Annotated in this window: 12 protein-coding genes; 8 read left to right on the forward strand and 4 right to left on the reverse strand. The window is 40.7% G+C overall.

Annotated features, from left to right (window positions below):
- Positions 1–227: 227 nt before the first annotated feature.
- The 3 genes from DX873_RS07535 (at position 228) to DX873_RS07545 (ending at position 4,004) form a co-directional block, all read left to right on the forward strand.
- Complete coding sequence (locus DX873_RS07535) at positions 228–770, forward strand: thioredoxin family protein (protein ID WP_116183857.1); 543 nt, start codon at positions 228–230, stop codon at positions 768–770.
- 64 nt (positions 771–834) lie between these two features.
- Entirely contained in the window at positions 835–2,526 is a 1,692-nt protein-coding gene (gene lysS, locus DX873_RS07540; RefSeq protein WP_116183858.1) for a lysine--tRNA ligase, read from the forward strand.
- A gap of 47 nt (positions 2,527–2,573) precedes the next feature.
- Positions 2,574–4,004 (forward strand): SLC13 family permease, encoded by a 1,431-nt coding sequence (locus tag DX873_RS07545; RefSeq protein ID WP_116183859.1) that lies wholly within the window; start codon positions 2,574–2,576, stop codon positions 4,002–4,004.
- A gap of 81 nt (positions 4,005–4,085) precedes the next feature.
- Here the strand turns inward: DX873_RS07545 and DX873_RS07550 are convergent, their stop codons facing one another.
- The gene (locus DX873_RS07550; RefSeq protein WP_116183860.1) at positions 4,086–4,388 is read right to left on the reverse strand and encodes a hypothetical protein; all 303 of its coding nucleotides are present in this window, start codon (positions 4,386–4,388) and stop codon (positions 4,086–4,088) included.
- Between the two features lie 350 nt (positions 4,389–4,738).
- Complete coding sequence (locus DX873_RS07555) at positions 4,739–5,467, reverse strand: hypothetical protein (RefSeq protein ID WP_116183861.1); 729 nt, start codon at positions 5,465–5,467, stop codon at positions 4,739–4,741.
- Positions 5,468–5,735: 268 nt separating this feature from the next.
- Between DX873_RS07555 and DX873_RS07560 the strand changes: the two genes are divergently transcribed.
- The 5 genes from DX873_RS07560 to DX873_RS07580 all read left to right on the forward strand — a co-directional run bounded on the left by DX873_RS07560 (position 5,736) and on the right by DX873_RS07580 (position 10,631).
- Positions 5,736–8,234, forward strand: coding sequence for a zinc-dependent metalloprotease (locus DX873_RS07560; RefSeq protein WP_116183862.1), 2,499 nt, complete (start codon positions 5,736–5,738; stop codon positions 8,232–8,234).
- 175 nt (positions 8,235–8,409) lie between these two features.
- The gene (locus DX873_RS07565) at positions 8,410–8,601 is read left to right on the forward strand and encodes a hypothetical protein (protein WP_116183863.1); all 192 of its coding nucleotides are present in this window, start codon (positions 8,410–8,412) and stop codon (positions 8,599–8,601) included.
- Positions 8,602–8,704: 103 nt separating this feature from the next.
- The gene (locus tag DX873_RS07570; protein WP_147296624.1) at positions 8,705–9,151 is read left to right on the forward strand and encodes a hypothetical protein; all 447 of its coding nucleotides are present in this window, start codon (positions 8,705–8,707) and stop codon (positions 9,149–9,151) included.
- A 158-nt stretch (positions 9,152–9,309) separates the two neighbouring features.
- Complete coding sequence (locus DX873_RS07575; protein WP_116183865.1) at positions 9,310–9,909, forward strand: transcriptional regulator; 600 nt, start codon at positions 9,310–9,312, stop codon at positions 9,907–9,909.
- On the forward strand, positions 9,906–10,631 hold the full coding sequence (locus DX873_RS07580; protein ID WP_116183866.1) for a DUF3307 domain-containing protein: 726 nt from the start codon (positions 9,906–9,908) through the stop codon (positions 10,629–10,631). Before DX873_RS07575 ends, DX873_RS07580 begins: the two co-directional genes overlap by 4 nt.
- 45 nt (positions 10,632–10,676) lie before the next feature.
- On the opposite strand, the gene DX873_RS07585 is transcribed toward DX873_RS07580, so the two are convergent.
- Both DX873_RS07585 and DX873_RS07590 read right to left on the reverse strand, forming a co-directional pair.
- Positions 10,677–11,513: an NAD(P)H-binding protein gene (locus DX873_RS07585; protein ID WP_116183867.1), complete on the reverse strand. Its 837-nt coding sequence runs from the start codon at positions 11,511–11,513 to the stop codon at positions 10,677–10,679.
- 71 nt (positions 11,514–11,584) lie between these two features.
- On the reverse strand, positions 11,585–11,992 hold the full coding sequence (locus DX873_RS07590) for a DUF5367 family protein (RefSeq protein WP_116183868.1): 408 nt from the start codon (positions 11,990–11,992) through the stop codon (positions 11,585–11,587).
- Positions 11,993–12,058 lie beyond the last annotated feature (66 nt).

The raw sequence follows: 12,058 nt of genomic DNA on the forward strand, positions 1-12,058 counted from the left end.
GGCACGAAGAGGAATCCCAAAATTTTAGATTCACAATAAGATTTCTCACTTTGTTCGAAATGACATTATCGTGCTAGACTAAACCAATTTCAATGAAACTACAGGGTTTTAATCCATAGCTTGATAACAAAAATCAACCCCGGGTCTAGTCCCTATTTCCATCCTCCCAAAACCTCATTCAGCCTTATTTTGGACCATTTTCGGTTTAAACTTTTAAACTGAAAACCATGAAATCTATTTTAATCACATTCATTTTTTTACTTGTTTCAATATGCCACGGACAAAACTTCAACCAAGAAATCCAACTGGAAAATGGCAAGCAATTTCTATTGGGCAAAATCAATCTAGAAGGACTGCAGAGTGACCCTTATAATGCTTGGTTCCAATCAGGATTTGAATCTTATGTAGTGGACAAAGGAATGGTTTCGCTCTTTGAAAAGCCCCTAAAAGACCATTACATCAAATTGTTTTTGGGCACTTGGTGCGGAGACAGCAAACGAGAGGTGCCACGGTTTCTCAAAATCCTGGAAGCAGCTGGTTTTCCTTCAGAAAACATTGAAATTGTAGCCCTGGATAGAAGAGAGGGCAAAGTTAAGACCAGTCCAACCTTTGAAGAAAAAGGATTGAACATCCTTAGGGTACCCACTATGCTCTTTTATAAAAATGGCAAAGAGGTCAACCGCATTGTAGAAAGTCCCATTGAATCTTTGGAGGAAGACATCCTTCAAATTGTGCACAACAGGCCCTATACGCCCAATTATATGCAATAAGGCCGTCCAGGACAAGGAATTAAAGCGTAAAAGTGTAATTTTGCGCTTTAATTTTTTATAGACTATGCAACTATCGGAACAGGAAATCGTTCGAAGGGAAAAATTGGCCAAACTCAGGGAAATGGGAATCAACCCCTATCCCGCTCCATTATATCCAGTTGATGCTACTTCCAAGAGTATCAAGGATAATTTTGAGGAGGGCAAGAAGGTAGTGGTTTCCGGTAGGTTGATGTCCAGAAGAATTCAAGGCAAGGCCTCTTTTGCAGAATTGCAGGACAGTGAAGGTCGTATTCAGGTCTATTTTAACCGGGATGAAATCTGTCCAGGAGAAGATAAGACCCAATACAACGAAGTCTACAAAAAATTGCTGGACATCGGAGATTTTATTGGGGTTGAAGGAGAGCTATTTACCACTCAAGTAGGTGAAAAAACCGTCATGGTAAAAGATTTCACCTTGCTGAGCAAGGCGTTGCGTCCTTTACCACTACCAAAGGTAGATGCCGAAGGCAAAACCTACGATGAGTTCAATGACCCTGAGTTACGATACCGCCAACGTTATGTGGATTTAGTGGTCAACCCTTCTGTGAAGGATACGTTCATCAAAAGGACCAAAATCACCAATAGCATTCGTGAATTTTATAATGAAAGAGGTTATTTGGAGGTCGAAACTCCAATTCTACAGCCCATACCTGGTGGAGCTGCGGCGCGTCCTTTCTTGACTCATCACAATGCACTTAATATTCCACTATACTTGCGAATTGCCAATGAGCTTTATCTAAAAAGACTGATTGTAGGTGGATTTGATGGCGTGTATGAATTTTCCAAAGATTTTCGGAACGAAGGCATGGACCGTACGCATAATCCAGAGTTTACGGTAATGGAGCTCTACGTAGCTTACAAAGATTACCACTGGATGATGGATACCACCGAGGCACTTTTGGAAAAAGTAGCTGTGGATGCCACTGGAAGCACCAAGGTTCAAGTAGGTGATCATGAAATCGAGTTTAAAGCGCCCTATCCAAGAGTACCCATTTTGGAAGCCATTAAGACCCATACAGGAATTGACGTGGCTGGTCTGGATGAAAACCAACTACGTGAAGTTGCCAAAAAACTGGAAATTGAGGTAGATGAAACTATGGGTGTGGGCAAGCTAATTGACGAAATTTTTGGTGAAAAATGCGAGCATCATTATGTCCAGCCGACATTCATTATAGATTACCCAAAAGAAATGAGTCCGCTCACCAAAGAGCATCGAAGCAATCCTGCCCTTACCGAGCGTTTTGAACTCATGGTCAACGGAAAAGAATTGGCCAATGCCTATTCTGAGCTCAACGACCCAATAGATCAGCGTGAGCGTTTTGAAGATCAGTTGAGACTTTCTGAGAAAGGCGATGACGAAGCCATGTTCATTGACCAGGATTTTCTACGCGCATTGGAATATGGAATGCCTCCAACCTCCGGGATTGGGATTGGCATAGACCGTTTGGTCATGTTGTTGACCAACAATTCTTCCATTCAAGAAGTGTTGTTCTTCCCACAAATGAGACCTGAGAAAAAGCAGGTGGAGCTCACCGAAGAGGAAAAAATCATCATGGACATTCTTAAACCTATTGGTGAAATGCCGTTGGCCGACCTTAAGGCAAAAGCTGGTCTGAGTGGCAAAAAATGGGATAAGAGCACCAAAAATTTGGCTAAACTAGGGCTGTTCAAAGTTGAAAAAACAGAGGACAATCTTATCGCACAACTGAAACAATAAGCAACAGATTTTCAAAATTTAATAAAAAAGTCTAGCTTAGAACCCCAATGGAACTAAGCAAAAAACTGGGGTTGGCCTTAGGGCCTTTGGCTTTCTTTATTATTATCAACCTACCTGTAGTACTTGTCTCTGAAAAAGGAGACCTAGTAATCGCCGTTGCGGTCTGGATGCTCTTCTGGTGGATCACGGAGGCTGTTTCTATTTCGGTCACTGCACTCTTGCCACTACTGTTGTTTCCAATATTGAAAATATTGCCCATAGCTGATGTTGGGGCCAATTATGGGAGTCCCATCGTATTCCTGTTCTTTGGTGGATTTGTAATGGCGCTGGCATTGGAAAAAGTGAATTTGCACAGGCGAATAGCGCTGAATATCATTAAACTCACAGGAACTACACCCAACAAGGTAGTTCTAGGTTTTATGATCGCCACGGCTTCTTTGAGTATGTGGATAAGCAATACGGCCAGCACCGTAGTAATGCTTCCTATTGCCTTGTCAGTAATCGATTTATTGATCAATGACGAGGACGGTTTTACCAAAGAAGACCGGAATTTTGCTCTAAGTGTAATGCTAGGTATTGCCTTTTCAGCAAATGCTGGAGGAATAGCCACTGTTATTGGTACACCTCCCAACTCGATTTTGATAGGTTTGTTGGAGAATGAATACAATACGGAGATTTCCTTTCTTAAATGGATGACCATGGGGCTTCCCTTCTCCATCATTCTTATTGGAATAAGTTATCTGGTATTGGTGAAATGGATGTTTCCCAATAGAGATTTGCAATTCAATGCTTCCAAAGAGGTTATTCAAACCGAATTGAAAAAGTTGGGACCTACTTCAGGGAAAGAGAAAATGGTTTTGGTGATTTTTGGCATTACGGTATTCCTTTGGATCTTTAGAACCTTGATCAACGGGATTTTCCCCACCCTGGGCCTTTCAGACACCATGATCAGTATTTTTGCCGCTATTGCTTTGTTTGCGGTTCCCTACAACATAAGAAAAGGAGATTTCATCATTAGATGGGGAGATACATCAAACCTTGCATGGGGTATTTTAATTTTATTTGGTGGAGGTCTGGCACTGGCCAAGGGGATGTCCTCCAGCGGTATTGTGGACCTGGTTGCCAATGCCATAGCCAATAGTGACATTAGCGTTCTTTTTACGGCGTCTCTTCTTATCTTATTGATGCTCTTTATGACCGAATTAATGAGCAATGTGGCCCTTGTGGCCGTGCTGGCACCTGTAGTGGCCGGTATTGCAATAGGACTGGATGTGCCGATTCTTTATTTGTTGATTCCCGTGACCATTGCCAGTAGTTGTGCCTTTATGCTACCCATGGCCACTCCTCCCAATGCCATTGTCTTTGCCAGTGGGCACGTAAAGGTTTCACAAATGGCCAGGGTTGGGATTGTGCTGAACCTTATTTCAGTGGCCCTTTTGATTTTGGTATTTCAATTTGTACTGCCGCTGCTTTTCTAAAAGACAAAAGGCCCCAACTTTAAAAAGCTGGGGCCTTTGACAAACTAACTAACTCAAAAAAAAGTAAGAAACTAACTTAACTCAACTTGTATATGGGTCAAAATCCATTGGAAGAAACTCCATGGTCTCAAACCCTAATTCAATATCATCACACTCATCAATATAATTGATGGAAGACAATGAAAATCCATCACTGTAAGGATCAAAATTTTCAGGCAGGTACATTGCGGTATCAAATCCCAGTTCAAAGGATTGGTCCTCCTCAATGAACTCTACTTTGTCTATGTCCAGGTCCTCATGCGACCTGTTTGCTATTTTGGCATTGGCCAAGGAAACCATCATGGTTCCGACCAGTGCTGTCATTATTAAATTCCTTGGTTTCATGATTGTTGTATTTTTTGATTTCAATACAAAGATATAACCCCATTTTCCTAAGATTATTACAATTAGTTTTTTGTTAACGCTCCTTCTAAAAATGGTCTAAAAACACATTTTCAAAGACCATGCTGTTCTGTTGTCAAACTAATGTTTTAGAATCCCAAATTTTGTCAGATTGATAGTGTTAAAATCGTTTTTTTAACATTTACGTTTTTCGAGTTTCAATGTTATTTTTTTGTTAAGCTGAAATTGATGGTGGGCATTTATAAAAAAGTTGGGGCAAACAATAAAAAAAGCCCTCGATGAGGGCTTTTTCTAACTAACTCAAAAATTTGTAAAATGAAAACTAAAACATCCTACTTAGTTGATCCAAGGTAGGGATCAAAATCTTCTGGGAGATACTGTGAAGTATCAAAACCCAAATCTATTTCTTCACTTTCCATGTAATTGAAGGAAGCAACCTCCAAAACATCTGAATAGGCATCAAATCCTTTGGGCAACATATAGCTGCTATCAAGACCAAGCTCTAGGTCCACACCCTCTTCAATATAAGGAATTGCTTTTAAATCTACAAAAGGTTCGTATGGAGAAAATCCCTCTGGAAGGTAATCCATTGTATTGAAACCCAAATCCATATCCTCGTCTTCCACAAAATTGAAGGCCCTCACATCCAATACTTCGGTATAGGCATCAAAATCATTCGGCAAGTGCCAAGTGGTATCGAAACCTGGGTCAAGTTCAACTTCATTTTCAACGTATATAATGGAATTCAAATCAAAGTATGTTTCATGGGGATTAAATCCCTCGGGAAGATAATCGGAGGTATCAAAACCTAGATCCAATTCAGAATCTTCCTCTATGAACACTATTTCGTTCAAATTCAATTCGTACAACCCTTCGTTCGTAACCTTGAAAGGGTCAGAGGTTTCCTCCGCATTTATGGTCAATGCGGTAATCTCATTCTCAAACGTACTTGTGTTTTCCAGCGCGGTCTGTTTGACCGGGTCCACCGTACTTTGTTGCTCGCTAGCTACGGCGGGACTACATAAGAGTACACAACCGTAAATCATTAATAACTTGTTCATTTTTGATTGAATTTTTTGATTGATATTGTATGCTTATAAGACTGGCCAAATTCTTTTTTGTTACACTCTTTTGGTTTTTTTCACAAAAATTGAATGCTCCCTGAGCCCAGCTATAGGTAGCGTTTCAACGGGAAGTGTCAGTAAAATTTAGGACTCCCACAGATTGAGGCATCTTGCAAAAAATTTGAGTGTTAATAATTATTTAACAGTCTGTTTTCATGATTTTTAAGTTCTTTGGTTCCGCCGAAATACGCAAACCGACTAAAAAATGATTCAAAAAAATCTATTTAGACTCATCATATTATTTCTAGTGATGGGTTCCTTCCAAACTACTGAGGCCCAACTTTTCAAAAAGAAAAAGAAAGATACCGAGCAAAAAAAGGAATCGAAACCCAAGAAAGGGGATATTCAGCCCTATAGCAAGGTCATTACAAAGGAGGCCAAAACAGATGTCGGTCTTTTTAGTGTACACCAAGTTGATGACAAACATTACTACGAAATTCCAGATTCCCTTTTCAATAGGGAAATGCTCATGGTGAGCAGAATTTCCAAAACTGCCACCGGAATTGGTTTTGGGGGAGGAAAAATCAATACCCAAGTGTTACGTTGGGAGAAAAAATCCAAAAAGGTTCTGGTCCGTGTAGTTTCCTACGGAAATGTGGCCGCAGATTCACTTCCAGTACATGAAGCTGTGGTAAACTCCAATTTTGAACCTGTCCTTTTCGCATTTGATATTAAAGCATTCAACAAGAAAGATTCGCTTAACCCTGCAACAGTAATTGAGGTTGACCCTTTGTTCACCAAGGATGTAAATGCATTGGGGATGCCGGACAGCTATAGAAAACGGTATAAGGTAAGCCGCCTAGATGGTGAACGTAGTTATATTGAGTCCATAAAAAGTTATCCCCTCAACATAGAGGCACGTCATGTAAAAACCTATGCTGCCAAAGAACCTCCCAGCAATGCCACCTTGGGGTCCATTTCAATTGAAATCAACAACTCCATGATCTTATTGCCCAAGGAGCCCATGAAACGTCGTTATTTTGACGAACGAGTGGGGTGGTTTGCCAGAGGGCAGGTGGATTATGGCCTTGATGCACAAGAAAGTAGAACAGTACGATATTTGGACAGATGGCGTTTGGAGGTCAAAGACGAGGACATTGAAAAGTTCAAGGCAGGTGAATTAGTTGAGCCAAAAAAACCGATTATCTATTATATAGATCGTGCAACTCCAAAAAAATGGATTCCTTATATAAAGCAAGGTATAGAAGATTGGCAGATAGCCTTTGAGGAAGCTGGATTTAAAAATGCAATCCTTGCCAAAGACCCTCCTACCCAAGATGAAGATCCGGAATGGTCCCCTGAGGATGTAAGATATTCCGTGGTCCGCTATTTGGCTTCACCCATCCCAAATGCAAACGGTCCACACGTGAGCGACCCAAGAAGTGGTGAAATTTTGGAATCTGACATTAATTGGTACCACAATGTTATGACCTTGCTTCGAAACTGGTATTTTGTACAAACTGCTGCCATTAACCCAGAAGCGCGTGGAGTGGAGTTCAAGGATGAAATCATGGGCAGGCTAATCAGATTTGTATCTGCACACGAAGTAGGTCATACGTTGGGACTTCCCCACAATATGGGAAGCAGTGTTGCTTATCCGGTAGATTCTCTTCGCTCTGCAAGTTTTACCCAAAAAAATGGTACGGCTCCTTCTATTATGGATTATGCTAGGTTCAACTATGTTGCCCAACCTGGTGACGAAGGTGTGGCCCTCATGCCAAATATTGGAGTGTACGACAAATATGCCATAAAATGGGGCTATAGACCTTTGTTGGACAAAACAGCCGAAGATGAAAAACCCATTTTGAACGGTTGGATCAAAGCTCACGAAAATGACCCAATGTACAGATTTGGGCATCAACAAGTTGGAGATATCCACGACCCCACTTCGCAAACAGAAGATTTGGGAGACGATGCAATAAAGGCAAGCCTCTATGGCATTGAAAATCTTAAGCGCATCGTACCTAACCTGATGCAATGGACTACTGAGGATGGTAAAAATTACGATGACCTGGAAACCCTATATGGACAGGTAATAGGTCAGTTTAGAAGATATATGGGGCACGTATCCAATAATATAGGTGGGGTTTACGAATACCACAAGACAGCTGATCAAGAAGGAGCTGTTTACTCCCATGTGAGCAAGGAGCATCAAAAAAACTGCATGTCCTTTATGTTGGAACAACTTTTTGAAACCCCTGAATGGTTGATTGACCAGAATATCTTCAACAAGATTCAATACTCGGGTTCCGTTGAACGGATTAGGGCGATGCAAGTCCGCTATTTGAACAACATTCTTCACTTGGGAAAAATGGCACGTATCATTGAGAATGAAACCATTAATGGCAACAATGCCTATGGACTTTTGGAAATGACCCGTGATCTTCGAAGAGGTTTATGGTCCGAGCTTCGCACTGGCAAGACCATAGATACTTATCGAAGGAACTTGCAAAAAGCCCATATAGACCGTCTCGAGTATTTGATGACCGCTGAGAACCAGAAAAAACTGTCCGACTTTGGAGGCTATAGAAAATCCACTGTGGTCAATACAAGTCAATCAGATATTCGTTCTGTAGCCAGAGCTGAGCTGAACAATCTAAAAAGGGACATTAGAAATGGATTGGGGCGTATCTCGGATTCCATGAGCCGATATCATCTTCAAGATGCCCTGGAACGCATAGACCGTATTTTAGACCCCAAGTAATACCCGGAGATAAGTAAGGTCAGGTCCTAAATAGGAGTATTTTTCGGCAAACCATGTATTTTGTCGATTATACCATACATTTCATCCTGTTCACATCTAAAACTTGCGGTTTCGCAACATATGATGTGGATTGAAAAATGGTTTCCCTAACTTAGTAATCCCAAATCTCAAAATCATGACCTACAAAATCAAAAGTCTCATCTATTTTTCTTGCTTTTTGATTGCCTGTGTTGTCTATTACGGCATTGAGCAAGAAAATCAACTCACAGATCAAATAAATTCTGCTACACTGGTTGAAACCGAGTTTGACGATGTGGACGAACCTTTGGATGAACTCAGAAGTGATTTTGAGGCCGCAAAGCAATAACCCCTTTTTTCTTTACTGTTAAAAGCGTCATAAACGTTGATATGATGGTTAAACCATTGGTCTTATGTTATGTCCAATAATCAAATCATTAAAATTTAAACATATGAAACGATTAGCAGTAGCATTGATGCTTTTGACCACTTTTGGGGTCATGGCACAAAGACATGAAGGCCAGAAAATGAGGAAAGGCCAAAAAATGGACTTGACCACTGAACAAATGGCCACCCTTCAAACCAAAAAACTGACCTTGGCCCTTGATTTAAGTGAAAAACAACAAAACCAGATAATGCAGATCAGTCTGGAGCAAGCAGAATTCCGAAAATCAAAGTGGGAGGAAATCAATGTAAAAAAAGAAAGTGGTGAATGGAAAAAGCCAACGTCTGATGAAAGATTTGAAATGGAAAACGCTCGTTTAGACCGGCAAATCGCCCATCAACAAAAAATGAAGGAGGTATTATCCGATGAGCAATACCAAACTTGGAAAAAAATAAAACAAAGAAGAACTATGCACGGCAAAAAGAAAATGCGGGAGAAGGGAAGAAGAGGATAGTGTTTTTTGTTGATTTTAGAAGCCGCGCCAGCCATGTTCGCGGCTTCTTTTTTGCTTTATATTTTGATTATCTGCAAATAAACAGATATATTTGATTATCTGTAAATAAACAGATATTATAAATTATCCGTAATTTAGCAGATATTCAAAGAAAACATATGGTAGCTATTCTAACCGGAGATATCATAAATTCTACAGAACACAATGCATCCAAATGGCTGCCTGTTCTAAAAGAAGCACTTGGCCAATACGGGAATGAACCCCTTACCTGGGAAATTTACAGAGGGGACAGTTTTCAATTGGAAACAACACCGGAACAGGCCTTAGAGGCCAGCATCTACCTTAAAGCCTGTATTAAACAGCTTCGCAGCCTGGACGTAAGGATAGCCATTGGGTTAGGGGAAAAAACATATTCTTCTGAAAAAATAACAGAATCCAATGGAGGGGCCTTCGTAAATTCAGGAAAGTGCTTTGAAGCTCTCAAAAAACAAAATCTAGGCATAAAATCACCCGACCAGACCTTTGATGGACATATGAACCTATTGCTGGAACTGGCCTTACTAACCATGGACCATTGGACACCAGCAATTTCAAAAACGGTAAAAACCGCCATTGAAAACCCAAAAATGAACCAAAGACAATTGGCATCGGTCTTGAACAAATCCCAGGGGAACATCAGTGAGGAACTAAATAGGGCCGGATTTGACGAAATCCAAAAAATGGTCCTATTTTACAGAACCCAACTTGTACAACTATGATCACACTTGCCCTTAAACTTGTTTTGGCCCATTTTATAGGAGATTTTGTATTCCAACCTACACATTGGGTAGAGGACAAGCTTGAAAAAAAGTGGAAATCCAAATATCTATATTGGCACATGGGTGTCCATCTCCTGGTTCTTCTAATTGTATTGCAGTTGCATCATTTGGGAATTGTGGCCATCATTATCGTCAGTCATTACCTAATAGACTTGGGCAAACTGGCATTTACCAATGAAAAAAACTACAGATGGCTCTTTGCCCTAGATCAGGTACTTCATTTGTTGGTGTTGGCAGCAATACTTTATTGGAACACACCTTTTGAAATTGATTTTCAGGCTTTGTTCAATGAAAAAAACCTCATGTTGCTCACTTTTTTGGTATTTGTAACCTATGTATGTGGTATTTTGATGAGAATGCTATTGGCCCCATATATTGATGAAATAATCAAAGATGACGATCCAAATGAAGGTGGCTCCCTGAAAAACGCCGGAAAGTACATTGGTATGTTGGAGCGATTGTTTGTCTTTGGATTTATCCTAATGCAACAATGGGCAGCCATTGGACTTTTAATCGCTGCCAAATCCGTATTCAGGTTTGGTGACCTTAATAAGGGTAAAAACAGAAAACTTACGGAGTACGTACTCATTGGCACCCTGTTGAGTTTTGGCCTCGCCATATTATCAGGAATGTTGTACAAACATTTACTGGAACTACTATAAAAAAGGCAGACCTATGGTCTGCCTTTTCATATAACTTTGGTTGGGTTATGCCTCAACCTTCGGATTCCAAACCCCGGTCATCACAGTTTTTTTCACGTAATCTGAAAAGTCGATCGGTTTTCTCCCCAATACCTTTTCAATATCATGCTTTACAAAATGGTTATCCGGGTTGGTCAATACCTCAGAGAATAGGTAGTTGATCAACCAAACGTAGTCTGCGGGCACCCCCTGCTCTTCCATAATCTTTATATAAGCAGGTAGGGATATAGGTGTAAAAGCAATTTCCCTTCCAGAAGCTTCTGCAATCTCACTTACAATTTCCTTGAAGGTCAATAACCTCGGACCAGTAAGTTCATAAATGGCACCGTTATGGTCATCGTCCAGCAAAACCTTTACAGCTACATCCGCAATGTCATCGGCATCCACATAAGGAACCTGAACATCTGCATGGGGAAGAGCTACAAAACCGTGAAGAATCGGTTCTAGAAAAAAGCTTTCGCTAAAATTTTGATTGAACCAACTCGCTCTCACAATAGTATGGTCCAACCCAGAGTTGATGACCACCTGCTCACAGAGTTCGGCTTCTCGTTCGCCCTTTCCTGAAAGAAGCACTGCTTTTCGCACTCCCTGCCTTTTAGCTTCTTTTACCAAGCCCTCAATGGCTTCCAAAGCTCCGGGTACTGCCAAATCAGGCTGAAAAGTGATGTAAACCTTGTCCATGCCCTCCAGGGCTGCCGACCAAGTCTCAGGTTTGTCCCAATCGAAGGAAGGATCAGCTCCTCGGGAACCAATACGTACATTGTGCCCCAATGATGTTAATCTTTCTACTATTCTGCGGCCCGTTTTTCCGGTACCGCCCAAAACTAAAATGTTGTTTCTCATGATATTCTAATTTTTGTTTACTATTTATTTCAATCTATAAGTGGATGTTTAAACTGAATTCAATTGTAGTCCTATGATCTATTCAATGACTTTTCCTGATGTGTGCGCACATTTAAGTGCCAGTACAACACTGTTATCAGAACAAACTCAAAGGCAATCAGCCAGAAATCCAAAGAGCCGAAAAAACTGGCATAACTTCCGCCATATGGCATAATTAGAACTGGGACAGTAATCAAAGCATCCAAGGAGGCGCTGGCCAAAAGCATTAAGACTCCTAGTTTTAAGCCGTGCATAGATTTTATCTTTTTATAGTATATCCAAGCACCCATCCATACTAAAGGGGGAACAATCAATGCCAAACCAATATTGGCCTGCAAATAACGATCTTCCATTAACGACAATTCATATATGGCCGTGAAGGCAGACACTCCAAGAACCCAAACCACGATTCCTATTATAAGCGCTCTAACTGTTTTCATTCTTTCCTATTTTTTTGATTACAGGTCAAAACTACTTTGCAGACCGCGGGAGCATTTGTTCAAAAC

Source organism: Flagellimonas nanhaiensis (assembly GCF_003382275.1).
GTDB lineage: Bacteria > Bacteroidota > Bacteroidia > Flavobacteriales > Flavobacteriaceae > Flagellimonas > Flagellimonas nanhaiensis.

What these genes read in the sequence shown, in the direction of transcription:
- DX873_RS07585 (WP_116183867.1), bottom strand. Translation starts at nt 11,513, where the DNA reads ATGAGAAACAACATTTTAGTTTTGGGCGGTACCGGAAAAACGGGCCGC.
- DX873_RS07570 (WP_147296624.1), top strand. Translation starts at nt 8,705, where the DNA reads ATGAAACGATTAGCAGTAGCATTGATGCTTTTGACCACTTTTGGGGTC.
- DX873_RS07560 (WP_116183862.1), top strand. Translation starts at nt 5,736, where the DNA reads ATGATTCAAAAAAATCTATTTAGACTCATCATATTATTTCTAGTGATG.
- DX873_RS07590 (WP_116183868.1), bottom strand. Translation starts at nt 11,992, where the DNA reads ATGAAAACAGTTAGAGCGCTTATAATAGGAATCGTGGTTTGGGTTCTT.
- DX873_RS07565 (WP_116183863.1), top strand. Translation starts at nt 8,410, where the DNA reads ATGACCTACAAAATCAAAAGTCTCATCTATTTTTCTTGCTTTTTGATT.
- DX873_RS07545 (WP_116183859.1), top strand. Translation starts at nt 2,574, where the DNA reads ATGGAACTAAGCAAAAAACTGGGGTTGGCCTTAGGGCCTTTGGCTTTC.
- DX873_RS07535 (WP_116183857.1), top strand. Translation starts at nt 228, where the DNA reads ATGAAATCTATTTTAATCACATTCATTTTTTTACTTGTTTCAATATGC.
- DX873_RS07575 (WP_116183865.1), top strand. Translation starts at nt 9,310, where the DNA reads ATGGTAGCTATTCTAACCGGAGATATCATAAATTCTACAGAACACAAT.
- DX873_RS07580 (WP_116183866.1), top strand. Translation starts at nt 9,906, where the DNA reads ATGATCACACTTGCCCTTAAACTTGTTTTGGCCCATTTTATAGGAGAT.
- DX873_RS07550 (WP_116183860.1), bottom strand. Translation starts at nt 4,388, where the DNA reads ATGAAACCAAGGAATTTAATAATGACAGCACTGGTCGGAACCATGATG.
- lysS (WP_116183858.1), top strand. Translation starts at nt 835, where the DNA reads ATGCAACTATCGGAACAGGAAATCGTTCGAAGGGAAAAATTGGCCAAA.
- DX873_RS07555 (WP_116183861.1), bottom strand. Translation starts at nt 5,467, where the DNA reads ATGAACAAGTTATTAATGATTTACGGTTGTGTACTCTTATGTAGTCCC.